General features: G+C 40.0%; 27 protein-coding genes. 7 read left to right on the top strand and 20 right to left on the bottom strand.

Features of this window, described 5'->3' with window-relative positions; all coding sequences use genetic code 11:
- Positions 1 to 168 precede the first annotated feature (168 nt).
- Complete coding sequence (locus F946_RS00940) at positions 169 to 1140, top strand: esterase/lipase family protein (protein ID WP_004978033.1); 972 nt, start codon at positions 169 to 171, stop codon at positions 1138 to 1140.
- Positions 1141 to 1199: 59 nt separating this feature from the next.
- Here the strand turns inward: F946_RS00940 and rplS are convergent, their stop codons facing one another.
- The 12 genes from rplS to ispH form a co-directional block, all read right to left on the bottom strand.
- Positions 1200 to 1574 (bottom strand): 50S ribosomal protein L19, encoded by a 375-nt coding sequence (gene rplS, locus F946_RS00945; RefSeq protein WP_004691454.1) that lies wholly within the window; start codon positions 1572 to 1574, stop codon positions 1200 to 1202.
- 140 nt (positions 1575 to 1714) lie between these two features.
- Positions 1715 to 2455 carry a tRNA (guanosine(37)-N1)-methyltransferase TrmD gene (trmD, locus tag F946_RS00950; protein WP_004978034.1) on the bottom strand — a complete coding sequence of 247 codons (741 nt, stop codon included), beginning with the start codon at positions 2453 to 2455 and terminating at the stop codon, positions 1715 to 1717.
- 28 nt (positions 2456 to 2483) lie between these two features.
- Entirely contained in the window at positions 2484 to 3032 is a 549-nt protein-coding gene (gene rimM, locus F946_RS00955; protein ID WP_004978035.1) for a ribosome maturation factor RimM, read from the bottom strand.
- Between the two features lie 28 nt (positions 3033 to 3060).
- Positions 3061 to 3318, bottom strand: coding sequence for a 30S ribosomal protein S16 (gene rpsP / locus F946_RS00960; protein ID WP_004718284.1), 258 nt, complete (start codon positions 3316 to 3318; stop codon positions 3061 to 3063).
- Positions 3319 to 3463: 145 nt separating this feature from the next.
- Positions 3464 to 3904 (bottom strand): type IV pilin protein, encoded by a 441-nt coding sequence (locus F946_RS00965; protein ID WP_004978036.1) that lies wholly within the window; start codon positions 3902 to 3904, stop codon positions 3464 to 3466.
- Positions 3891 to 4415, bottom strand: coding sequence for a type IV pilin protein (locus F946_RS00970; RefSeq protein ID WP_004978037.1), 525 nt, complete (start codon positions 4413 to 4415; stop codon positions 3891 to 3893). Before F946_RS00970 ends, F946_RS00965 begins: the two co-directional genes overlap by 14 nt.
- A 9-nt stretch (positions 4416 to 4424) precedes the next feature.
- Positions 4425 to 8312 (bottom strand): PilC/PilY family type IV pilus protein, encoded by a 3888-nt coding sequence (locus F946_RS00975; RefSeq protein ID WP_004978038.1) that lies wholly within the window; start codon positions 8310 to 8312, stop codon positions 4425 to 4427.
- 26 nt (positions 8313 to 8338) lie between these two features.
- A complete protein-coding gene (locus tag F946_RS00980; protein WP_004978039.1) occupies positions 8339 to 9028 on the bottom strand; it encodes a hypothetical protein in 690 nt (229 codons plus the stop codon).
- A complete protein-coding gene (locus F946_RS00985; protein ID WP_004978040.1) occupies positions 9028 to 9942 on the bottom strand; it encodes a PilW family protein in 915 nt (304 codons plus the stop codon). The genes F946_RS00980 and F946_RS00985 overlap by 1 nt, the downstream gene beginning before the upstream one ends.
- Entirely contained in the window at positions 9935 to 10462 is a 528-nt protein-coding gene (gene pilV / locus F946_RS00990; RefSeq protein WP_035326280.1) for a type IV pilus modification protein PilV, read from the bottom strand. The genes F946_RS00985 and pilV overlap by 8 nt, the downstream gene beginning before the upstream one ends.
- A gap of 14 nt (positions 10463 to 10476) precedes the next feature.
- Positions 10477 to 10914, bottom strand: a complete 438-nt coding sequence (locus F946_RS00995; protein ID WP_004978044.1) for a pilus assembly FimT family protein — start codon at positions 10912 to 10914, stop codon at positions 10477 to 10479.
- 165 nt (positions 10915 to 11079) lie between these two features.
- The gene (ispH, locus tag F946_RS01000; protein ID WP_004978047.1) at positions 11080 to 12030 is read right to left on the bottom strand and encodes a 4-hydroxy-3-methylbut-2-enyl diphosphate reductase; all 951 of its coding nucleotides are present in this window, start codon (positions 12028 to 12030) and stop codon (positions 11080 to 11082) included.
- Positions 12031 to 12164: 134 nt separating this feature from the next.
- On the opposite strand from ispH, the gene gmk reads away from it, so the two are divergent.
- The 6 genes from gmk to bfr all read left to right on the top strand — a co-directional run bounded on the left by gmk (position 12165) and on the right by bfr (position 16990).
- A complete protein-coding gene (gmk, locus tag F946_RS01005) occupies positions 12165 to 12788 on the top strand; it encodes a guanylate kinase (protein WP_004978048.1) in 624 nt (207 codons plus the stop codon).
- Positions 12789 to 12865: 77 nt separating this feature from the next.
- On the top strand, positions 12866 to 13147 hold the full coding sequence (gene rpoZ / locus F946_RS01010) for a DNA-directed RNA polymerase subunit omega (RefSeq protein WP_004978050.1): 282 nt from the start codon (positions 12866 to 12868) through the stop codon (positions 13145 to 13147).
- A gap of 223 nt (positions 13148 to 13370) precedes the next feature.
- Entirely contained in the window at positions 13371 to 15470 is a 2100-nt protein-coding gene (locus tag F946_RS01015) for a RelA/SpoT family protein (RefSeq protein WP_004978051.1), read from the top strand.
- Between the two features lie 69 nt (positions 15471 to 15539).
- A complete protein-coding gene (locus tag F946_RS01020; RefSeq protein WP_004691470.1) occupies positions 15540 to 15923 on the top strand; it encodes a RidA family protein in 384 nt (127 codons plus the stop codon).
- Between the two features lie 154 nt (positions 15924 to 16077).
- On the top strand, positions 16078 to 16272 hold the full coding sequence (locus tag F946_RS01025; protein ID WP_010327639.1) for a bacterioferritin-associated ferredoxin: 195 nt from the start codon (positions 16078 to 16080) through the stop codon (positions 16270 to 16272).
- A 253-nt stretch (positions 16273 to 16525) separates the two neighbouring features.
- The gene (gene bfr / locus F946_RS01030) at positions 16526 to 16990 is read left to right on the top strand and encodes a heteropolymeric bacterioferritin subunit Bfr (protein ID WP_004978052.1); all 465 of its coding nucleotides are present in this window, start codon (positions 16526 to 16528) and stop codon (positions 16988 to 16990) included.
- 44 nt (positions 16991 to 17034) lie between these two features.
- Here bfr and tfpZ read toward each other — a convergent pair whose 3' ends face one another.
- The 8 genes from tfpZ to F946_RS01070 form a co-directional block, all read right to left on the bottom strand.
- A complete protein-coding gene (tfpZ, locus tag F946_RS01035) occupies positions 17035 to 17769 on the bottom strand; it encodes a TfpX/TfpZ family type IV pilin accessory protein (RefSeq protein ID WP_035326236.1) in 735 nt (244 codons plus the stop codon).
- 112 nt (positions 17770 to 17881) lie between these two features.
- The gene (locus tag F946_RS01040) at positions 17882 to 19303 is read right to left on the bottom strand and encodes a sulfatase-like hydrolase/transferase (protein WP_004978055.1); all 1422 of its coding nucleotides are present in this window, start codon (positions 19301 to 19303) and stop codon (positions 17882 to 17884) included.
- A 103-nt stretch (positions 19304 to 19406) separates the two neighbouring features.
- A complete protein-coding gene (locus F946_RS01045) occupies positions 19407 to 19937 on the bottom strand; it encodes a pilin (RefSeq protein ID WP_004978057.1) in 531 nt (176 codons plus the stop codon).
- A gap of 194 nt (positions 19938 to 20131) precedes the next feature.
- Positions 20132 to 20692, bottom strand: a complete 561-nt coding sequence (locus F946_RS01050; RefSeq protein WP_004978059.1) for a TPM domain-containing protein — start codon at positions 20690 to 20692, stop codon at positions 20132 to 20134.
- Positions 20686 to 21759 (bottom strand): TPM domain-containing protein, encoded by a 1074-nt coding sequence (locus tag F946_RS01055; protein ID WP_004978060.1) that lies wholly within the window; start codon positions 21757 to 21759, stop codon positions 20686 to 20688. Before F946_RS01055 ends, F946_RS01050 begins: the two co-directional genes overlap by 7 nt.
- 46 nt (positions 21760 to 21805) lie before the next feature.
- Positions 21806 to 22396: a LemA family protein gene (locus tag F946_RS01060; RefSeq protein ID WP_004978062.1), complete on the bottom strand. Its 591-nt coding sequence runs from the start codon at positions 22394 to 22396 to the stop codon at positions 21806 to 21808.
- 148 nt (positions 22397 to 22544) lie between these two features.
- Positions 22545 to 23423: a metal-dependent hydrolase gene (locus F946_RS01065; RefSeq protein ID WP_004978063.1), complete on the bottom strand. Its 879-nt coding sequence runs from the start codon at positions 23421 to 23423 to the stop codon at positions 22545 to 22547.
- 223 nt (positions 23424 to 23646) lie between these two features.
- Positions 23647 to 25068, bottom strand: coding sequence for an FAD-dependent oxidoreductase (locus tag F946_RS01070; protein ID WP_004978066.1), 1422 nt, complete (start codon positions 25066 to 25068; stop codon positions 23647 to 23649).
- Between the last annotated feature and the right edge of the window lie 39 nt (positions 25069 to 25107).

Consider the following 25107-nt stretch of genomic DNA (forward strand, 5'->3'; position numbering starts at 1 on the left):
TTTTTCCCTTCGAATCTTCAACGTTTCGGAGGGATGCCTCCTAGAATTATCCAGTTACAAACTGTATTTAATTTAATCGGATTTCTCTACGCTCCTCCTCCCTCACCTTTATACTCATTTTTGACAACTTAAATTGTCGTCATAAAAAATAAAAAACGAGGATGATCAATGAAATATGGATTATTGATAGCTGGACTGCTGTCGACCTGCGCACTTGCAGCTACACAAACGCAAGCAGCTGCTTCACAAATTAAATCAAACTACGTTGCCTCTAATTATGCAAAGACCAAATACCCTTTGGTTTTTGCACATGGTATGGGTGGCTGGATTCGAGCAGGAACCGATGAACTTGGTGTGGATTACTGGTATCAAATCTTGCCAGATTTAGCCCGTAACGGTGCAAACGCATGGGCAACACGCGTTTCGCCATTCAACACATCTGAAGTTCGTGGTGAACAACTGCTGCAACAAGTTGATGAAATCTTAGCGATTACAGGAGCACCCAAAGTCAATTTGCTTGGTCATAGTCACGGCGGACATAGTATTGCCTATGTCTCAAATGTTATGCCCAATAAAATCGCGTCTGCAACAGCCATTTCTAGTCCTTTAAAAGGCTCTCCTGTGGCGGATTTGATTATTTCCGCGCAAGGTACGCCGCTAGAACAACCGTTGGTGGGCTTAATCAACTTTGGGTCCAAGGCTATTGTTTGGGCACAACAGCAAAATCCGAACTCACTTCCACATGATGCACTCGGGGCTGGTAAAAGTTTGAGTCAAGCTGGGTCTAAAGCTTTTGCACAGAAATATCCATTGGGTATGCCAAAAACAAGCTGTGGCGAAGGTTTAGCGAAAGAGAATGGGGTTTATTTTTACTCTTTCTCTGGCAACTCAACATTAACCAATATTCTTGATCCAGACTCATTATTGGGTGCGACAGGCTTACTCATGCAAGCGCCAAATGATAATGATGGCTTAGTCTCACGTTGTAGTGCCAAATATGGCAAGACCGTGCGCGATAACTATAATTGGAACCATTTAGATGTGATTAACCAGTTCTTTGGTCTACGTTCTATTTTTGCTCCAGACCCTGTGGATGTTTATCGTCAACACGCCAACCGTTTGAAGCTTCAAGGACTCTAAAATTTAGGCATAAAAAATGCGCCATTGGGCGCATTTTTTTACTCGTATAAAACTTAAAATTAAGCTTTAACTTTACGAGCTGGTAACTTTTCACGAATACGTGCAGCTTTACCAGACAATTCACGTAGGTAGTAAAGTTTAGCACGACGAACGTCACCACGACGTTTCACTTCGATTTTAGCAACGATTGGAGAGTGAGTTTGGAAAACACGCTCAACACCAACACCGCTAGAAATTTTACGTACTGTGAACGCAGAGTTCAAGCCACGGTTTTTCTTCGCGATTACAACACCTTCAAATGCCTGAAGACGCTCACGGTCACCCTCTTTTACTTTAACCTGAACGATAACTGTATCGCCTGGTGCAAAAGCTGGGATGTCTTGTTTAAGCTGTGCATTTTCAACAGCTTGTACTAAAGGATGCTTACCGCTCATGGGGTATCTCCAATATGTGCGGGTCAGAAGAGGTCTGATATCCGCTGGGTATAGAGGCTAAATCGCATAGACCCGATTATCTTTCTCTTTATGCTTGACCACTTCAATGCACAAAGAGCCTATTAAAAGAATACTCTGAATTAAGTATTCAAATCTGTTAGCCATTTCTTTTGCTGCTTCGTCAACTCCACATTTTCCACCAACTCAGGTCGGCGTTGTTGTGTTCGTTGATAACGCTGCAAAAACCGCCATTTCTCAATATTGGCATGATGTCCCGACTTTAAGACTTCAGGGACATCTAAACCTTCAAAATGGTCTGGCTTGGTATATTGTGGGCAGTCCAAAAGACCATCCACAAATGAGTCTTGCACATGAGACTGTTCATCAGACATTGCACCCGGGAGTCTCCGAATAATACTGTCTAATAAAACCATCGCAGGAAGCTCGCCACCCGATAAAACGTAATCCCCTATGGACCATTCCTGATCAACATATTTTTGGATCAAACGTTCATCGACCCCTTCATAACGACCACACAATACAATCAATCCATCATAGTCGACAAACTGTTGTACTGCAGGCTCATTTAAGGTTTTTCCTTGCGGTGACATATACACCACAGGAACATGAACTGCACCTGCTTGCATGGCAAGCTCTTTGGCATGTTGAATTGCTTTTGCCAGAGGCTCAGCCATCATCACCATACCTGGACCACCACCAAATGGACGTTCATCCACTCGTTTGTAGTTGCCCTCAGCATAATCACGAGGATTAATACAACTTACTTGTACTAAATCACTTTTTGCTGCACGCCCGCTAATACCGTAGGCTGTAATCGCTTCAAACATTTCAGGAAAAAGCGTAATGACTGCAAAAAACATCGCAGACCCCCCGTATTTCCAAAAATAATTAGTAATCTACGCCCCAATTAACGTAGATACGACCAGCTTCGAGATCAACGCGTTGCACCACATCTTTATGCCATGGAATCATACGCTCTTCAGCATCAACGCTGTCTGGTGTTGCGTGAACTACCATCACATCATTGGCACCTGTCTCAAACATTTCATGGATTTTTCCGAGATTTACTTCTTGTTCTTCATCATCCAAACCTAACACTGTTAAGCCTTTCAAATCTGACCAGTAAAACTCATCCATTCCTGCTTTAGGAAGTTGCGCTTTTGAAATCCAGACATTTGCGCCAACTAGGTTATCTGCTGCAGTGCGATCAATGACGCCTTTTAGCGAAACAACTAAGCCTTTGCCATGCGGTTTCCAACGTTTTACATCTATTGTTTGCCAACCTGCTTTGGTTTCAATGTACCAAGGCAGATAGTCAAAGATGTTGCTCATCGGTTCTGTATTGGAATAGATCCAGAGCCACCCATTTAATCCATATGCTGAACGTAACTGTCCAATCTGAATACGATCTTCGGGAACATTCTGTGTTGGTGTCATGGGCTACCTACTACTTAATTAGCAAAAATTATGCAGTAGCTGCAGCTTTCTTAGCTTGAGCAGCTAAAGAAGCAACACGTTCAGATGGTTGAGCACCTTGAGCAACCCAGTGTGCAAAACGGTCAGCATCTAAACGAAGTTTTTCTGCTTTACCTTGAGCTGTTGGGTTGAAGAAACCAATACGTTCGATGAAACGACCGTCACGTGCATTACGGCTATCAGTTACAATAACTTGATAGAACGGACGTTTTTTAGCACCACCGCGTGCAAGACGAATAACTACCATGATACAACCTTATAGTTTTTACGGATTATCCCTGCCCCGACCACCGGAACATTTCAAACCCCTTTCATAGAGGGCAATATTTTACGTTATCTTTGCTGCGAAAGAAAGATTAAAATTTGTTTATCCACAGTTTTGAATTTGGATTTTATCTGCCGTCCCAAGAGGATTGGTTCGTTAAGTCGTCAGCATCACAATCACTGCCTTTCTCCCAGAATTTAAACCCTTCTTGATTTAAGCAGATTTCACCGTTGCTTTCTTGAATTGTCGAACTATTTGGCTCTGCTTTTAATAAATAACCTTGGTTATCCGCATCAATCGTTAAATCTAAATTATATTCACCACTGTGCGGATACGTAGATGAAATACCAAGACCTGCTAAAGTTGCTCCAGTATAACTATGATTTACAGATTTATAGCTCTGTAAACGTTGAGCAATATTCATCATTTGGGTTTGAACATCCACACGATTGGTCTTCACCCTATAAGATGTATAAGAGGGGTAAGCTATAGCAGCTAGAATTGCAATAATCGCAACAACAATCATGAGTTCAATTAATGTGAAGCCTGTATATTTACCATTTTTCATAATTACCCTCTCCACATCCTTCATAATCTTTAACCATATCAGCCGTACGCGTCATACAACGTATACCTGTACTGGTAAGCAATAGATCATAATTCTTAGGCTGTTTTAATGTAGTACTTCCATCTTCAGCAACTCTCTCTACTTTTATTGCCCAGTTTAAACCCAATACTGTGGCAGAATCATCCGATAAACTTTCCTTTTGCTCTAAATCAACAACCGTTAACTTATATTTAGCTTCACTTTCATCACCACCTACGGGTAAATAGAGTTCACCCGTCGCATCATCATAACTTGGATAAAGATAAGTTGCGTCAAACCCCTTATAACTAAAGTTCTTATTTTTGAAACGTTCTAATTCACTGGCTATTTTCAGAGCTTCTTGCTTCGCCAGGGCTAAGTCTTTTTTCTGAATATATGATTGATAGCTAGGTACAGCAATCGCAGCAAAAACTGCGATTACCACCAAAACAATCATCAATTCAATTAAGGTAAAACCTGATCCTTTTTTCATAAGCTTTACCTACTGTGTCTCATACCAGCGCATTTGTTTCAATTTTGAACTATTGTCAAATAGCTGGCACTCAGGTTTATTTTTATTTTCAGGTAACTTACATTTATCAATATCTCGATCAACAACTAAACCGAGAGTACCATCCTGATTTAAATAACCTTGCCCGACACCAGCACCTAAAATCCCTCCACCGAGTTTGACTCGATTTGGTACAGCTGTTGCGGCTATATAGAAGCTACAACGCCCCGTAGGTAAGCAAAATTGATATAGATATGAGTCACCTTTGACTCCTGCACCGCAGTTGCCACCAATACCCACACCATCTCGATGATACACATTCGTATATAATATTGAATCTAAAGCATAGAGGCCATTCATTCCTTTATATTCACCATTATTATTTGAATAATAATATTTCCAACCCGCTTTAAAACCATTAGTATCACTGTGTTGTACACCAGTACCTAAGTTCAATACCTCTAAGTTTAGATTTTCAGAGTCTAATGTCACATCAGCATCAAATAAGGTTGATTTTGCGACATCATTATCAAATGCAACAAAGAGACCATCTTTAGCACTAACAGTATTGGAACCTGCTAACCCTGCTAATGGCGAACTTCTATTTCCCGAGCTAAAGGCAACTGCTGCAAAATATTTCCCACCTGCAAGGTGAATCGAAACACTCGGCATATCATAAAAGCGCGGTTTTAACTGTCCTTCAGGAGCTTCTTTAAATAAAGTCACGACACGTGGTGCAAAAACATCTGTATCTTTTGCATTATTTATATCTACACGGAAACCTTGGCCACCTAAGTCGCCAAAATACAAATGATCCGCCAAACCATCACTGTCTCTATCTAAAATATTAATTTGAGATACAACGCTGTAGTTTAAATCTGTATTTATAGTTTGCTGTATAGCACCTGTTTTAGCTTCTGAACTTGCCCACCACAGTAACTCTCCAGTCATTGCATCAAACATGTAAACACCATTACCAAAAGATGTTGTTGGATTCGCAGCAGGATCTTCATAAATTGGATCATAACCACCACCTACAAACATCACTAAGCGCTTCTCACCATTCCAATTAACATGCGTAATGGTTGGTTTAGACCAGCTTTGACCCATGCGTTGTAAAGCTTCAGAAGCATTCTCTGCTTTCGGGTTTATAACAAACATTAATTTTGGCTGTTGTGTAGCAGATGCAGGATTAGATTCATCTAGCTTCGCTTTTAAAACATAAGTTAAATCTAGTCCATAATAACTATAGCCACCCATTCTTAAACCGCCATAAACCCATTGCAATCCTTTGATGGTCTCATCGTTATTTTCATCATCTTTATTAATAAGTCGACCCGAATCTTGTACAGTCAGAGTTCCATCCGTTTTAGAAACATATTTTGTATATGCAGTCCAAGGTGCATCCACCCCATAAAATAAGTTATTTTTCCCACCTGTAGAACTAGACTCTGGTAAAAATGAGACTTTTTGTCTTTCCATGATTTCATTTGGAACAAAAGCAAATACCTCTTTGCCCGTGCTGTCTACAACATGCAGAATCCCTTGAGTCGAACCAAATAAAAGATAATCTTTTCGTTTTTCCGTTTTAATTTGATTATTACGATCTACATACACTCGCCCTTCTTGTGTTAATTGAATTGGGGTTGAATGCATTACACTCCCTAACTGTCTTAACTCTGGCTTCTCAGTTAAGCGGTCACGTGACACATTTTCAGTGATCGGAACATTATACCCAAGCACATTCAACCAATAATTCTTATCTGGATCATTTTTCAACAAACCAGAATCATCAATATTGTTGGTATTACTAAATAGTGAATCTAAACTTACCTCTACCAAATTATTTGTTTGAGAAACTACAGTATAAGGCGAAGCAGAACCTTCAATAGCTCTATTCGTAAATACTTTACGTTGAGTAAACTCAACATCATCAACCATACCCGTTCTTAATGGCAAACGGCTAACGACCCCATCCCCCCAAAGACCAGTCGCAGTTCTATCAATAGAACCATCAGTTTTAATTAATTTAATTGTATTATCTGCATTATAGAGCTGGCCATTGAAAATATTATATTTGTTTAAATTACCCGCCCATAACTGTGTACTTTCTTGAGGTTTCGGAATAAACGAAGAGTAATAAGCATATGGCAGTACTGTCGTTGGGTTTAAACTATCCACAGGGATGGTCGGACTACCAGTGACAACAGGGTCAAACTCTGGTTTCACTTCATCTAAAAACTTAACAATACTTGTAATAATATCATCAGAAGATTGTGCTGAGTAAAACCCGCCTTCACCAAATCCACCTACATTTGGTAAAGATGTATGCGAGCGAGCACCCCAATTACATGCATTTCGCGCATCAATCTTATTAGTCGGAATTTTAGAGCAGTTATAATATTCTCTAAGAATACCTTTCGTATCTATTAAAGAACGAATTACGCGATCAGCTTCAGGTTTATCTAAATCAGCCTGCTTATCGACATCAAAAACAGAACCAAAACCCACTACAGCGGTCTTAATTTCCATGCTCTTCGGATTACGTGTTTTACTTCTTAATGCTTTAGCAAACTCACCTACAAATGGCATACCGTGACCAGCCTGTGATCCGTTTGGCAAAGTTCCTGTTGAAGGAATACTAAAGCTTGATCCATTTGTATCTAAAGCCGCTTTCATTAAGGGTAATGGATTTGGTGAACTGTTAGGCTCACCATCCGTTAAAAAGTAGATTCCTTGCCCATTACACTGATTGTTTGTAGTCAACGGTGAAGTATAATTTGTACCATTGTTAGATGTCGAAATCGATTTAGCGAAACCACTGGTTCCATTTGTTATTGTATTAGTGTTAACTGATTCCACTAGACAAGTTCTATTGTCACCCCAGTTTAGATTACAAGCACGTTCACTACGCCCTCCCCTATACACATAGGGGGTATTAAAACGAGAACAATTTTCACCAGACCACGATGTGCAAGTACCATAATAATTTCCATTCCTATCATAGCCAGCATAAACATGGGTTTCACGCTCTACAGCATAGTTCGCATTGGTAGTGGTACCTAACATATACGCCCCTACTTCTGCATATGCATTTGCCGTTGGCGTACCATTCGAGCCACGTAAGTCAGCAACAGCAGTTTTAATAAGTCCTTTTTGCGTGTTGCTTAATAGCGCTGCAGGAACCAATATTTTCCCAGAAGAGCCGTCAGCACTAGTATAAACATTATCATGACCACTCTGTGCAGAGAAATTCCCTATACCAAGTGAAACTCGGCTAGGATCAATAAGATTACTATCCAGTAAGGCAAAAATTGCATCTTTAAGACGGGTTAAACGATCGTAATACCTCTCACCAGAAATATTTACATTTTTGTAAAAATAACAATCGTTGCTGTCATTACAGTCGCGTTCAGAACCATTATCTCTAAATCTTACACTTTCATACCCATTCAAATTAGGTTGGGATGATATACCTACATTACACTTATTTCGATCTACACTGCCGCTTACATCTATGCAGCTATACCATGAAGCTATGCCCCTACTAATCGGTCCCCGTTTGTAGTAAAACATCTTTTGATTTGAACTACTTCCAACCTCACAATAACGCCGTGTATACGATGGCGTTGTTCCAGATGAGATACTATCGGTTCTTACTGTTCCTGTAGCCCCACTTGGAATATCGCATGCACTACTACCAACTTGCTCAATTGACATACTCCCCGAGGTATCCAACATGAGCGTAATTGTTGTTTTTCCATTTGTAGAATTTGAATAAATTTCTATATCACTTGCATGCGTGACGCTTTGGCAGATCATAAGTGTCACACTCATAGATACCATGCTAGTAAGTGCCGTATAGCTATACTTTTTCATTTTATTACTCCTCAACACCCTAACACCTATGACTTCAGCTTAGGTTGTGCACCAACCTTGTAGTCTGCATGTTGAATATTGAAAGGAATATTCAACTCTTGAAAACATTCTTTAACTGCAGAAGCTCTGTGTTTAAAACATTCTTGAATTTCAGCGTTTGATGCATCAGCGAAGCTAGGTAACACAGAAATAACCGTTGCTGAAATATCATTTAACGCTGTTGATGTTTCATTCGCCCCAACACTCGAACCTAGAGGTAGATTTGACAAGGGGGGCGAATTACTTTGATTTGTTTTTTTTAAATATACTTGCGATAAAATAGCTGAACGCCCTGTAGCAAACTCATTCGCTTTGCAAAACCCACCAACACCATTTTTCGTAATCCCACCTGATGAATCAATAACACTGGCATTATTCATAGAAAAAAATTGGCTTTGCGACGCTCTATAACAAAAAACCAATTCATCCGAAGAATTTTCACTCTTATCAAAATAATAATACATTCCATCACCTGCTAACTGACGCTTAACCTGAGCAGGATTTTCCAAGTTAAATAATGCAGAATTACTATTTTCTAACAACAAAGACTGAATTTGGCTATTTGTTGCTAGTTTTAAGCCCAAAATACCTGAACGAACCGCGAGTGTGCCAATTAAAGTAACGAGTACCAAAATCACAAGCACAATAATCAAAGCCGAACCCAATTGCTTTTTCATCACTCCGCCCCTAAAGTATTTCTCAGACCAACCATCTGAGTGATCGCCTGTCTAAGATATTTGCCATTATTTGCATTATCTTTCAATTCAACCTCTTGACCTGCGATCGTGTATTCAACATTTGTATTGAATGAAGCATCTGCACCAATGGATTGAGCTGAGGTAACCAATAGCCCTAACTCAACCCCAACTACATTCACATATAATTTTTCATCTACAACCGACGCTGGCATCAAGGTGTTTCGATAATCATTTATTGTCGTATAACGTAAATTCCCATCAGAATTTTTAACCAACAAGCGGACTTTAAAAGCATCTACATTTTGGATAATCAGCTGACCATTCTCGCCTAGCCCTACCATGCTGTTGGAGACATAATACCCAGCATCACAGTACAAACCGAATCGATCCAAGCTTCCCTCAATTTGCTGATTATCTGGCAATCTATCTAAATAGTAACGATAAACATATGTTCTACCCGCAACCATAGCTGTCCCTTCACAATCAAACTGACCATCCCCTCTGATATCAGGCATAAATTGCATCGTAATTTGATCACTATCATCTTCCTTAGTCGCATCTACACTAACGCCTTGCGCCGTAAGAAGATCCTCGGTGCTATCTCTAGCATTTTCAGGTAAGTTATCACCTACAAAAACAATGCCAGAACCAACAAGCTTGTTATTTACTCTTTGGGCTGACGGAGTATTTAAATTGGCATGACGTAAATCTTGTGTAAGCATGGATAAACCGAAGTTAGCATTTTGCTGTATGTCCCCCATACTGGTTTGGAAACCCATTGATCTTTGAGCATTCAAAAAAACTGCCAAGCCTGCTGCAACAATCAACAAACCTAAGACCAGTGCGACCATCAGTTCTAATAAAGTTAGACCTAGTTGAGAAGATTTATTCATAGTTATAAACCTCCATAATTACACACTGGGCATTGGGCTCATAAGATGTTCCATTAGTACATGCTGTACTTTCATCACTTGAAGCATCAGAAGAAGAAGAGGTATCTGAGGCATCATTAGCTTCCGTTTTACCCCAAGCAACATATATACACTTACGTCTAAAAGTATTATTAACGCCCTGACAGTCTAAAACATTAATTGTCATCCCTTGCTGCGCAGCCCTTTCTTCAACTTGCCCATATTCAAAATGCGCCATATCTGCTGGACTACAATATCGTGCTTCATCACAAGCAGCAGGTGTTGTAGATGGAGGCTCATAAGATAGTAATCCTTCTCTATTCATACGCATACGTTCTGATAAATCTCTTGCCAAATTCATTGCTTGTACGTTTTGCCCTGCTTCCTCACTTGCTGAAATTGCCCGAACTTGTAATGCAATAAAACCAAGCACGGCTACACCAAGCAACAACAAAGCAATCATGACTTCAACTAAACCAACGCCAGTTTGAGTTTTTTTTATCATTTTCATTCTTCTCATCCTGCACAACCAGTAGCAGCTTTGTTATAAATAACAGAGCCATTTTTATTAAAACGAATCACCGCGTGCAAAGAGTTATCTTTTACATGTTCCAAAATCACACAATCAGCATCTTCTATTAAATAACCAAAAAAGTTATATGTCATAGCATCTGGAATAGCTGTGGTTACCCAGTTTGTATTTTCAGAAGGCTGCCAATTTTTAAATCCAGCACCGCTACTAGAAGTCAAAATAATTTGCTGATCCTGTTTTCGGAAAATAGCCTCTGAGCGGGTTTCAATAGCAAGCTGAACAACCTCTTGAGCATCATTATTGAGTTGCATTCTTCTTATCTGCTGCATAAAAGAAGGAGCGGCCATCATCGCGATAATTGCCATAACAGCAATCGTCACCATCAGCTCAATTAAGGTGAAACCTTTATGTTTATTTTGCATACTCCCTCCCCAAGGCAACAAAACTTTACCCTATTTAAAATCATATTCTAATTCTTTATACAATCAGCACAATACAGGATAAAAGGCATAAAAAAACAGATGATTGCCAATTTACAATCATCTGTCAATTTTTCAATAAAATTAGAATGTTAACCAATCCACCTTTTAGGCTTGAGTTACCGCAATACGTAACTCTTTTGGCAAACTAAAGGTAATATTTTCTTCCGTTCCAGCAAGTTCTTGTGGTGGCGTTGCACCCCAATCTTGTAATCGTTGAATCACTTGCTTAATTAAAATTTCAGGTGCAGATGCACCCGCTGTGACGCCAACCTTGGCGATATTTTCAAACCATGCCTGCTGAAGTTCATCTGCATTATCAACCAAATAAGCGGCTTTACCCATTCGCTCGGCCAATTCACGTAAACGGTTAGAATTCGATGAGTTTGGTGAACCGACCACCAAAACCACATCACATTGGGTTGCTAAATCACGCACCGCATCTTGACGGTTTTGAGTCGCATAACAAATGTCATCTTTACGCGGCCCTTGAATCTCAGGAAATTTCGCCCGTAAAGCATCAATCACTTTTGCAGTATCATCGATCGATAAGGTGGTTTGAGTAACAAAAGCCACGCGCTCAGGATGATGGACTTGAAGCTCGGCCACGTCTTGTTCATCTTCCACCAAATAAATCGCACCACCATTTTTCAGGTCATATTGCCCCATGGTACCTTCAACTTCAGGATGTCCTTCGTGGCCAATTAAGATGGCCTCAACTCCCTCACGGGCATATTTTGTAACTTCAATATGAACCTTGGTCACCAATGGACAGGTTGCATCAAAAACTTTTAAACCACGACGTTCAGCTTCGATCTGTACCGCTTTAGAAACCCCATGCGCACTAAAAATTACAATATTGTCATCAGGTACTTCATCTAGCTCATCAACAAAAATTGCGCCACGTTGTCGCAAATCGTCCACGACAAATTTATTGTGTACCACTTCATGTCGTACATAAATGGGCGGATTAAAACACTCAAGCGCACGATTTACGATGGCAATCGCACGGTCAACACCTGCACAAAAACCACGTGGATTGGCCAATACAATTTCCATATGTTCCTCGATACCACTTTTCAATCAGCGGAAACTAATAAAATAAATGCAAACAAAGTGACGCCTTGCTATTTCGTTTAAACCTTGTCTGCTCTAAAATAGAGAAGATATTTTATCATATCAGGAAAAATATCATGTCGGGTCTCTTGTTTGTCGTTTCTGCAGCTTCAGGAACAGGCAAAACATCCCTCGTAAAAGCCCTCCTTGACCGTGTAACGAATCTTCACGTTTCTGTTTCTCATACTACACGTGGGCAACGTCCCGGCGAACTTAATGGTGTACATTACCATTTTACCGAAAAAGACTCATTTTTAGCCTTGGTTGAACAAGGTGGTTTTATTGAATACGCCGAAGTCTTTGGTAATTACTACGGTACAGCTCAAGCTACAGTAAAAGAACAACTGGCGAAAGGTCATGATGTCCTACTGGAAATTGACTGGCAAGGCGCACAGCAAGTTCGTAAGCTTTTTCCTGACTCTAAACAAATTTTCATTTTACCACCAAGCCAGTTTGATCTGCGTCAACGTCTGTCTAACCGTGGCACAGACTCGGTTGAGGTGATTGAGCGTCGTTTAGGCTGTGCAGTTGAAGACATGCAACAATATGTTAACTTCGACTATGTGATTATTAATGATGACTTTAATAAAGCTTTGCACGATCTTGAGTCTGTGATTATTGCCAATCGTTTAGTCATTACACAGCAAGCGAGCCGTCATCAGAAAATGATTTCTGAGCTGATCACCCCTGTTGAAAAGTGATTAAAACTTGAGTCTACAGACAAAGCACCTTATACTGCACAGTCTGTTTAATTTTAGCCTTTGTAACGAGAACTCTTATGGCACGCGTAACCGTTGAAGATTGTTTAGACCATGTAGACAACCGCTTTGAGCTTGTACTAGTGGCAAGCAAACGCGCGCGTCAATTGGCACGTCAAGGCATTGAACCTACTGTTGAGTGGGACAATGACAAACCGACTGTTGTTGCATTACGTGAAATCGCAATCGGTCATGTTTCTAAAGATATTTTGAAACAACGTGAGCAAGACTACCAAACTTCGAGTCTTGATCTTGCACTTTCTGCAAACAATTTGAATTTAGATGGTTTTTCTTTCCAATAAGAAAAGTTTATCGCTTAAAAGCCTAGTTTTTAACTAGGCTTTTTTATTGGATAACTTTTATATTTGTGCAATACACGTTATAACTAGAAGATAGGATTCATCGTGGTTTAGGTGTATCTTTTTTGCTTTTCTCTCAATGAAAAATTTGACAACTCATGCAATATGTTTTTCATTAGAGGATCAGTAAAATTTTCTTGTAATTGCTACGTCTTAAAGGTGTTTTATGCCAGGCCCAATGGTCAGCCAAGCTAAACAACAGCTCAAAACTATTATCGATGCTTACTTAACTGAAAGCGACGTCGAGCGAGTGCTTGCGGCCTGTGATTATGCGGATATTGCCCATGATGGTATTACCCGTAAAAGTGGCGAACCCTATATTTTGCACCCGATTGCGGTAAGCTGTATTTTAGCGCATATGCGTCTAGATGCCGAAACCCTGATGGCGGCACTTTTACATGATGTGATTGAAGACACAGACTTTAGCAAAGAAGATATTGCAGAAAAATTTGGAAAAACCGTTTCCGAACTGGTCGATGGCGTCACCAAACTTAGCCAATCCAGTGATAAAGAATATAATAAAGCCGCTTCTTTCCGAAAAATTCTGCAAGCCACACTACAAGACCCACGTGTCATTATTATTAAACTGGCTGATCGTTATCACAATATGACTACCTTGGATGCACTACGCCCGGATAAGCGTGCGCGTATTGCCCAAGAAACCTTTGATATTTTTGTCCCGATGGCACGTATTGTTGGCATGAATGAAATGGGCGATAACCTCGAGCATCTGTGTTATCAAAATCTTGATCTCGACATGTATAACAATGTCCAAGAAGCCCTCCTGCAAACCAAACCCAAACGCTGTGAATACCAAAGCAAATGGGAAAACAATCTTACTGAGCTATTAAAAACCCATCAAATTTCAGGTCGAATTAAAAAGAAAAATAACAATATCGAACTGTTACGCCACTTTGTAAAAAATGACATTGATCTACATGAACTCACGCATAGTCACGCCTTTGAAATTATTCTAAATAGTATTGCTGACTGTGACCGCTTAGCCGATGTGTTGCGAGAGAGTTTTCAAGTTCTGCATTTTGCAGACCATATTCGTAAACCCCTCCCAGGTGGTAACCAATCACTGCTACTACGCTTAAAAGGTGAAAACACAACATTATCAGTCACCATTCAAACCGAGCTGATGCGTAAAGCGGCGCGTTTTGGTGTAGTACTGGGCGACAGTGCTCCACAAGCTTGCCGCTCTGCGATTCAAGCCTCGATGCAGAACTTGAATGTCTTGATCGATGGAGCCTGTGCTAAAACCACTTTTAGCGAACTGCTCGATTATTTACACCAAGAGAAAATTTGGGTGTATACCCCACAAGGTCATCTACACGAGTTACCGCAAGGGGCAACGGTAGTTGACTTTGCATATTCTGCTAGCTTATTTTTAGGTAACCATGCCGTAGGTGCGAAAATCAATGGGGAAACTAAACCACTTTCTACGCCATTGCACAGTGGTCAGGTGATTGAAATTATTACTGATGTTTTGGCCACCCCAAACCCTGATTGGCTCAGCTTCGTCAATACGCAAAAAGCCCGTCGTGCCTTACAAAATATATTGCGTGAACAAGACATCGAAGAACAACGCCTCGTTGGACAGCAAGCTTTAAATCGCGCTTTAAAGCTCTTCAATGTATCCATTAAAGATTTAACCGAATCAGATTGGTTAGAGCTTTTACAATGGCGACATATCGAAAGTAAAGACCAATTATTCGAGCAAATTGCCGTGGGCGATTTACTGCCGCAGTTGGTCGCGAATCATTTGTTTGCGCATGATCAAAGTGCACAGGAATCTGACCGACTCATTCAAGGTACTGAAGGTGTCGATGTCAAATACGCACATTGCTGTAACCCTGTGTTGGGTGACCCAATTCAAGGACATTTATCACGCCGCGGTCTTATTGTGCATCGTGCACGTTGTCACAATCTGCTGCATGAACAACATCTGCACCCTGAAAACATCATGCCGTTGCAGTGGACTAATGAGAATGAAGAAGAAATTAGTTTCACTGCATATTTATTGATTAACATGGCGATGGATGACGAACAAATTTCCGACCTGATTTATCAATGTCGTAAAGAAAAAATTGGGGTCGAAATGGTACGTAATCAAGATGACAAGACTTATGTCAATGTTGTGGTACACAACCGCAAGCAAATTGCAAAAATCATTCGCGATCTACGCATGCATTTTGGCTTCCCGCGTATCAGTCGACTGGCTCAACCTGTGAGCATTGCCGAAACATCGATTGCGAGTTAATTGTTTAAATCCGCACCTTTTAATGCCAATCCAGGCTATGATTGATGGTGAATATAATAGGAGAACACGATGTCCCGCCAAGTAATTCATACTGAAAATGCCCCTGCTGCGATCGGCACTTATTCGCAAGCAATCTTAGTCGGCAATACACTTTACCTTTCTGGTCAGATCGGTTTAGACCCATACAGTATGGAATTGGTTGAAGGCATTGAAGCACAAATTCGCCGTGTGTTTGATAATTTAAAAGCCGTCTGCGAAGCTGCTGGTGGAACACTGGCCGATATCGCTAAGCTGAATATTTTCTTAACCGATCTTTCAAACTTTCAGTTGGTCAACCAAATTATGGGTGAATATTTTGCACAACCTTACCCTGCACGCGCAGCGCTCGGTGTGGCAAGCCTACCCAAAAATGCATTGGTGGAAATGGATGGTATTGTGATTATTAATCAATAAGTTATATTTTTTAAGAAAAAGCCACCGATTGAGTGGCTTTTTTTTATCCAAAACTCCAATAAAGACAAATGAGATTTCAAATGATTTTTATTGACAAACGATAACAATTATCAATAATATCACTTATCTTATTTCTTTCATGTGGCTTGCTGAAATGTACGTGTGCTTATGCCGTGGTATTACAGATCAAGATATTAAAGACGCTGTTGAAAATGGTGCGGGCAGTTATCGCGAAGTTCGCGAGATGCTCGATCTCGGCACATGCTGTGGTCGCTGTGCACCAGAAGCGCGCTCAATCATCAGCGCAGAAGTCTCTGCTATTGCCTCACGCTTAGCCATTGCTGCCTAGATATTTGATTCATTTTTTAAATAACCATAATTATAAACTTACTCTTTATGAGTAGCTCCTCCCCCGCTTATGACTCTAGGCGGGTTTTCTTTTTTTAAATGTCTAAAAATCAAATTTCCACCTCGTATGCTTTTGATTGCGATTTTCATTTGCTGTTCTATAAATTACTCGCCAAAGACCACTTTGTTGTTTAAGATATTTCTCATAAGTTATTGATATTATTTTTAAGCCGCAGTTTGAATGGAGCTTTCTCATGAAAGGCAATCGTGATGTAATTAATCAGTTAAATCAGGTGCTTTATCATCATTTAACTGCCATTAACCAAAATTTCCTACACTCTCGTATGTTTAATGACTGGGGGATTGAGCAACTCGGTTCAGCTGAATATAAAGAGTCAATCCGTCAAATGAAGCATGCTGATAAAATCATCGAGCGTATTCTTTTTTTAGAAGGTCTACCAAATCTACAACACTTGGGTAAACTCTACATCGGTCAACATACTGTTGAAGTCCTTAACTGTGATGTCCGTAAAACCAAAGAGAACATTGAATCCATTCAAGCCGCTGTCAAGCTTGCCGAAGAACAACTAGACTACGTCACTCGTGACCTCGTGCAAGAGATTTTAGAAAAAGAAGAAGAATGGTTAGATTGGACAACTACACAGCTCGATTTGGTTGAGACTGTAGGTGTAGAAAATTATATTCAAAGTCAGATTTAAACTTAATAAAAAGCCCGCAGATGCGGGTTTTTCATTGTCAGCATTTAATTCCAAGGGCGCAGGTCAACGATTTTTATAACCACACCAGTTTCTTTATTAACTAATACTGTCATATCCACAGCATTTGCTTTTAATGGAATATATCCTGTGGCTTGAGGATATTTTTCCAAAATCTTTTGCACATATTGTGGATCATTGTATTGCACGAGTTCTTTTACATTTTTTGCTCGTTGTTTAATTTTAGGTATAGCTTGCACAAAATCCACATAACGCTCAGGTTTTTGAGCAATCGAAATTCCGCCTAATGCTTCAGTAAACATATCATTTTCGCGTTGTAATTTATCTTTAGCAAATTCAACAGCTACATATTGAGGTCTTAAAAATGAAGTTTTTTGAAATTGAATTTCTGCTTGATCTAGATGTTCTATAATTAGTTCATTTTTACGTATTAATTCAAAACGATCAACATTATAGGCAATCCAAACTGGTCTACCTTGCTCAATGCTAAACAACCCAAAGAGCAATGCCGCAATTTGTAAAAATATGATCACACTCAAGTCTAATTTTAGTGTTTTTTTACCTTCTTTATAAACCAACCAACCTAGCATTGGCCCGACAATAACATCTATCACCATCATCATTAAAAAAATTTGAGTAACACCAACAGCATTTGCTTGTGGCGACGGATACCAGATAAAAAAAACTATTCCTATAACCAATACTGCAATTAGAAATGAAATAAATAAATGGCTAAGAAAAAATTTAAGGCGTTTGGACATATATATACCGGCGAATTCAAACATGAGGTGCGACAGTTTCAAACTCTATTATTAAGAGTTTATTACGCAAATTTCCGAATTAATGTAAAATCCTATTAACATTAAATACTTATTATTTTTTTACTTTTAAATGTATATAACTCACAGTTAATGGATTTACATACTTAAAATCCTGTGTAAAAAAAGGCGGTTGATGATCTCCCACTACCATGACTTCAACACCCCTCATTTCAGGCTTTTGGAGTAACTTAGCTAAATCATCAAAAAATTGGGCATGTAAATGGATATTTCTACACATTTCTCCATCGCTATTTATAGCAAATTTTTCACAATCAATTCGTCTATTATGTATATCATTTTCTACATAAGGACTATGCGAAGTTAATGTCATCCAATAAAAAAATAGTTTTTCATTGATATTTTCACGGAATTTATTACCTACGACATTAAATAATTTTTCATCACATATACCATTAAACGCCTTACATCGCTGCAAACCTATAAAATTTTCACCAAATAACACATCCTGAAATCCAGCATGTTTATACCAATCTTTTCGATCATACAAAACCCCATTTGCACCATGCAAGGCTATGGTTTTATAACTTTTATGAGAAAGTTGATTGGGTAAACACTTAGAAAAAGCAGATGGATTTAAACGAGAAAATGCAAAACCATTATTCATTAACTCAATACTACACAATTCACGTAACTCACCTGCAACAGTAGCTCCCATCGTGTAAAAAGACCCCATGTTTATAAATTGCAGGTCTTTTTTTTGATTCACAATATTTCTTACAATTTGCTTATTTATTTCATTATTTTTCAAGCTCCCCCAAGACTCAGCAATGATATATAACACTTTTTCTGAATTTGGTTGGGATAAATAGTATCTTGCACTATTTTTTTGATTCTTTAGTGGTTCCATTTTTGGCGTTATATCTGAATCGCTCCAAAATGCATCCTTCCTAACTTCTTGATATAATCTTAACTGGCTATACGCAACAAAATAATTATCCCGTCCCAAAATAGCTCTAAATTCTGCATAAGTTATTCGAGTTTGCATAAAAAAAAGAGCAATTATTAATAAAATAGAATTTATGAAAACAGCCTGAGCTCTTTGATCAATTTTAAAAGTTAGACGATGCATGACTCCTACTATCGTAAACAGAAAAATTAAAAAAAATATAAAACCAAATTTATATAAATTTGGTGCAAGTGCAATAAAAGAAGATAAATATCGTATAGCGGCAAAGTCCATAAATGGAAATATTTGAATAAGCAACATCAATGAGTCAAAAAATAGAGCGCCTATTAAAACAAATAAACCAATATAGCGAATGATTTTCCAAGGCATAAAAAGAAAAAAAACAGCAATTAAATAGTCTATATTAATTAATGGTCTAGAAGTAGCAGTCCAATAGGCTACAATTAAAAAAATGATATTAGGTAGAATAAGAATTGAAATAATCTTAATTAACTCTTTGAATTTCAATTTACCTATATCATTTTTAAAAAATAAATTTACTTTCATTCAGAACATGCAACTCTAATGTTTTTGTATAGTAACTCATATAAAAAAGACCAGATTATCTGGTCTTTTTTAAATAACTAATCATTTATTTTTAAAATAAAAATTAGCGGCACTCTGATGGAGCATATTTTGCTGGCAAATCACCTGTTGCAGTTAATGTTGATAAACGAGCAACTGCTTGAACGTTTGTAGCTGACGCACAAGCCCATTCAACAGAACCTGCCGCACCCGCTGCCAACGCTGCATTTGCACCAGCTGTACCTGCTGCACGAGCATATGGTGACATGATAATAGTTTTACCGCGTGCATCTGAAGGTAAACTAGCATCTGAAGTTGTTGTTAAAGTGATCACACCAGCATCAGATGCGGCAACTGATTTTAAATATTTACTTACAGGTGCAGCTGTAGTTCCTTTAGCAACTGAAGCTGCAGCTGATTTTACACCATCCATACCATTCGTTTGAAAGCCTTCAGAGATTGCCGACTTAGCAGATGAGCCCGCAACAATTAGTTCAGAAATCTTTGCACGAACTGTATAATCTTGATACGCAGGAATCGCAACAGCAGCAAGAATACCGATAATTGCAACAACGATCATTAATTCAATAAGAGTGAAACCCTTTTGAGCGTTCATAACATTCTCCACAAATGTTTTGTTAATTTTTTATAAGCTTTTTAAGCTACTTTGTAATTAGCATGTATTATGCCAACTTTTATTATATTTATTTTCAAATAAAAAACAGCACTTTATTTCAATATTTAAAAATTTCTTTTTGAGCATTGTATTTTTATGTAAAAAACTGACAAATATTGTCGGTTTACCTCTTTCTAGTTCAACATAATTGGTAAATTACTCAATTCATCAGCTTTGTCTTCTATTTTATTGGCATAGAATTGATCCAAAATAGTCCCAATTTCAGTAACGGCATCGACTAAAGCCTGTCGATACTGCTGCTGTGCCATTTTTTCAATAATACTTTGGCAAACCTCATCCCACACTTGCTGCGTCGTGGCTTGCTGTATCCCACGGTCAATGACAATCTCGACTTTGCGTTCACACAAATTTAAGTAAAGCAAAATACCACTATTCAACTCGGTATCCCACACACCAAGCTCAGAAAAAAGTTGTTTCGCACGTCCACGAGTATCCAAATAATAGGCTTCTCGTGCAGGCATATGCCCTTCGACTACTACCTGAATTTCCCCAATGTGCCCATGTTCAGCAGCAGCCACCGCTTGCGCAATCGCATGCTGATCTTGCTGATTAAAAAAGCGTTTACTCGCTGGCATATGTAATAAATGCTTTAGCCAACGTTTAAAACTGGGTTGTACAATTTCATCTAGCTTTGGTTTAGTGACGATTTCCGTCGTTTCAGTTGTTGTTACCATGACCCTGATGCTCCTCCACCGCCGAAGCCGCCGCCCCCGCCACTATACCCACCTCCACCAAAACCGCCGCCGCCACGACCTCCGCTCCCACCTCCACCGCCAGAAGAGAGAAAGAGCTGAAAAATCGTTTGGGCTAAGGCCGTGATGAGTAAAAAGAAGATCCCGCCACCAATCAGTAAGCTGGTGATTAAGCCTGCTCCATTCACCAAGCCTGCAACGGTTCCTGCAACTGCAGCCGTCGAAGCACTTAAACGCTTGCCCACCACAAATGAGCCAATTGCACCAGCAATTAAGATAAATAAAGCCATACTAAAAGTTTTACTTTTGGCTTCCTGCTCGCGAATGGCTTGGTCTTGGCGTTCTTGTAACTCCTGCGCTGCTTGGGCTGCAACTTCAGGATCAAGATTTAAAATCCGTTCAATTTCAGCAAGCCCTGCATTGATCCCTTGAGCATACTGAGCTTGCTTAAAATACGGTGTGATTTGTTGGTTAATAATGCGATTCGCAATAATGTCAGGAATAACTCCTTCCAAACCATAACCCGTAAGAATCTGCATACGTCGGTCATTAACGGCAATTGCTATCAGCAAACCGTTGTCCTGCTTTGCTGAACCGAGCTGCCACTGCTCTGCAATACGCATGGCAAAACCAAAAATATCCTCTTGACCTGTGGTCGGGACAATCACTACGCCTATTTGGGCTTTTCCTGCGTCATGCAAGGCACGAATTTTCTGGTCAATGGCTTGCTTATCTTCAGCACTTAAAATATGTGCTTGATCAATCACGGGTTCATTTAAGGTTGGTAACACCCGTATCGATTCACCTTCTGCCATATCATTGGCAACGGGCAGTTGTGACACAGCATCGGCATTTGTAGAGCTTACATTATTAGAACTCGCCTCTTGCTGATCTTGAATAATTTTTGCAGTAACGACTGTTTCCGCAGCACCATCTGTTGCTGTAGCAACCTCTGCCCATGTTAACGAACTTAGACACAACAGTCCTGATAAAATGAATGCAAGCATCCATTTATATAAAAAGCGTACGAACTGCTGCTGTCCTATCATTCATTCACCCTATGGTTACGATTACTTTAAGTCACTGAGGTGTCAATTAGTTAAATGACACCGTTGGTGCTTTTTGCGCACTTTGCTCTGCACTAAAGTTCGGTTTGGTGTCCATCCCAATCACCTTGGCAGTCATGACTTGTGGGAACTGGCGTGAATAGGAGTTAAAGTCTTGCACCGTAGTAATATAGCGATTACGCGCCACAGCAATACGGTTTTCGGTACCTTCCAGCTGAACCTGCAAATCACGGAATTGCTCATTGGCTTTTAAGTCTGGATAGTTTTCTGAGACCGCAATTAAACGCGACAATGCACCTGTCATTTGCGCCTGCGCTTCTTGATATTTTTGGAATAATGCAGGGTCTTCTAATACTTCTTTATCGACTTTTAAACCCGCCACATTGGCACGAGCTTGTGTGACTTCGGTTAGGACTTGCTCTTCATGCTTAGCATACCCCTTCACTACATTCACCAAGTTCGGCACCAAATCTGCGCGGCGCTGATATTGGTTTTGCACTTCTGACCAAGCAGCTGTAACTGCCTCATCTTTGACCTGCAAGGTATTATAACCACAGCCCGATAGCGTTAACGTGCTCGCGAGGGTAACAACGACAGCAGTTTTTTTCATAAAATTCATTCAGCTATCCTCTTTCTTTTGTATTTATTGCAATAACCTGATTGTAAACACATTTGATTATCCTTTTGTTGCTTTTAGTTAAAGTAGCTAAAAATGAAAGAACCGAGCGATTTTCACTCGGTTTTGATTATTTATTTTTATACTTAAACTAAATAGCCGCCTGCAATTCCTGCTGAAAACCTTCGAGTTGATAGTCGTCTGCCAAACGGGTTTTCCAGTATTTCAACAGTTGGGTGTAATCAATATCTGAGGGATGAAAGTTGGTTTTATAATACGACAAATATTCAGGCAGCAATTGCACAAACATCTTCGCCAGCAAATACAATCCAAACAGATTCCCGCCCAATTTAGGTATACTCTTTTTGTGGTCTTGTAAAAATAATCGACTGGCCGAGTAAAAAGTTAAACTGGCGAAACCTGTCGTTACACTGCGCATAATTAAACGGCGAATCTTGTCATCACCATACACATTTTGATAAACATCAAAGGCAACCGCACGATGCTCAATTTCTTCAATGGCATGCCACACCCAGAGTTTAACCGCATCATCATCCAAGGTACTCAATACCTCAGGATGCCTTAAAATATAGCCGCCTAGCAGTGCCGTAAAATGCTCAAAAGCGCAGGTGATTGCGAGCTGAATTTTAGGATGCAGATTTTTCACATAATCATCTTTACGCGCCAACCATGCCTGAAAACGGTCGAGATTATAATCATCACGGCGCCATGCAGCATTAAATGCCGTGTGTGCTTGAGAATGCATCGCCTCTTGACCAATAAATGCCGCAATCTGCGCTTGCAGATTGTCATCCTTCACTTGGTCACGTACATTGCGCACACTATGCACAAAGAACTGCTCGCCTATGGGAAACGTCGAAGACAATGCCGTCAGCAAATGCGACATGACTGGTGAATTGGCAAAATAATGCCGACGAATGGCTTTGGGATTGAATTGCAAACGCCGAATCGTAATACCCTGAGCTTTTGGACGATGTTGATATAGTTTTTCTGTCGTCACTTGAGTCATGTCCATTTCCTAACATTTAACCGAGCGATCTTCAGTATCTGAATTTAGAGGCCCTTCACATATGGCAAAAATGCTTAGTGCGTTTGCAAATTCGTTCATTTTTATCAGACTCTCCACCAGATCTTTTTCGATTTATCCCGATCCACCTCTTTCATATCATCTCAGGCAAGTCGTGATCATAAAAAAACCCGCCGAAGCGGGTTTTTGTGTTGAACGATTTAGATTAAATGTCTAAATAATCCAAAATACCTTCAGCCGCTTGACGGCCTTCCCAAATTGCTGTGACAACAAGGTCTGAACCACGAACCATATCACCACCCGCAAAAATCTTCGGGTTTGAGGTTTGGAATTTATAGGTTTGCTGTTCAGCCGCAACTACACGACCTGAACCATCAAGGTTAATATTCACATTTGTAAACCAATCCGCAGGGCTGGTACGGAAACCAAATGCCAATAAAACTGCATCTGCAGGCAAAACTTCTTCTGAACCCGGAATTGGTTCTGGACTACGGCGACCACGGCTGTCTGGTTCACCCAGTTGTGTCGTTACCACTTTCACGCCCGTGACTTGGCCATTTTCGCCCACGATTTCAATCGGCTGACGGTTAAACAAGAAGTTCACGCCTTCTTCTTTGGCATTTTTTACTTCACGACGTGAGCCTGGCATGTTTTCTTCATCACGACGGTATGCACAGCTTACTGTATCTGCACCCTGACGAATTGAAGTTCGGTTACAGTCCATCGCAGTGTCACCACCGCCAAGAACAATCACCTTTTTACCCTCAACACTAATGTACTCACTTGGGTCTTTTTCCCAACCCTGCGTACGGTTGACGTTTGCAATGAGAAAATCAAGGGCATCATAAACACCATCAAGATCTTCACCCGCAAAACCACCTTTCATGTACGTGTATGTGCCCATACCCATGAACACCGCATCATATTCTGTCAGAAGCTGGTCGATGGTGACATCTGTACCAATTTCAGTATTCAAACGGAATTCAACACCCATACCTGAGAAAATCTCACGGCGGCGTTTCATCACATCTTTTTCCATTTTAAATTCAGGAATACCAAAAGTCAGCAAACCACCAATTTCAGGACGTTTGTCGAATACAACTGGCTTAACCCCTGCACGCACCAGAATGTCTGCACAACCTAGACCTGCAGGACCCGCACCAATGATCGCCACTTTTTTATCAGTCCATTTTACATTGGACATATCTGGACGCCAGCCCAGTGCAAATGCGGTGTCATTGATGTATTTTTCAGCATTACCAATCGTTACTGCGCCAAAACCATCGTTTAAGGTACAAGCCCCTTCACATAAACGGTCTTGCGGACAAACACGACCACATACTTCTGGCAACGTGTTGGTTTGGTGACACAGCTCTGCTGCTTGGAAAATACGACCTTCAGCAATCAACTTTAACCAGTTTGGAATGTAGTTATGTACAGGACATTTCCATTCACAGTATGGGTTACCACACCCTAAACAACGGTGCGATTGGTTGGCTGCCACTTCCGTTGTAAAAGGTTTATAAATTTCCACAAACTCTGCTTTGCGGACCTGAATCTCTTTTTTCTCTGGATCTTGGCGTGCTACATCCAGAAATTGAAAGTCATTGTTTAGGCGCTCTGCCATGTCTCTCTCCGTGGGTAGGTGCAGTACCGTTTATTTATC

It is taken from the genome of Acinetobacter johnsonii ANC 3681 (assembly GCF_000368805.1).
In the GTDB taxonomy this organism is placed as follows: domain Bacteria; phylum Pseudomonadota; class Gammaproteobacteria; order Pseudomonadales; family Moraxellaceae; genus Acinetobacter; species Acinetobacter johnsonii.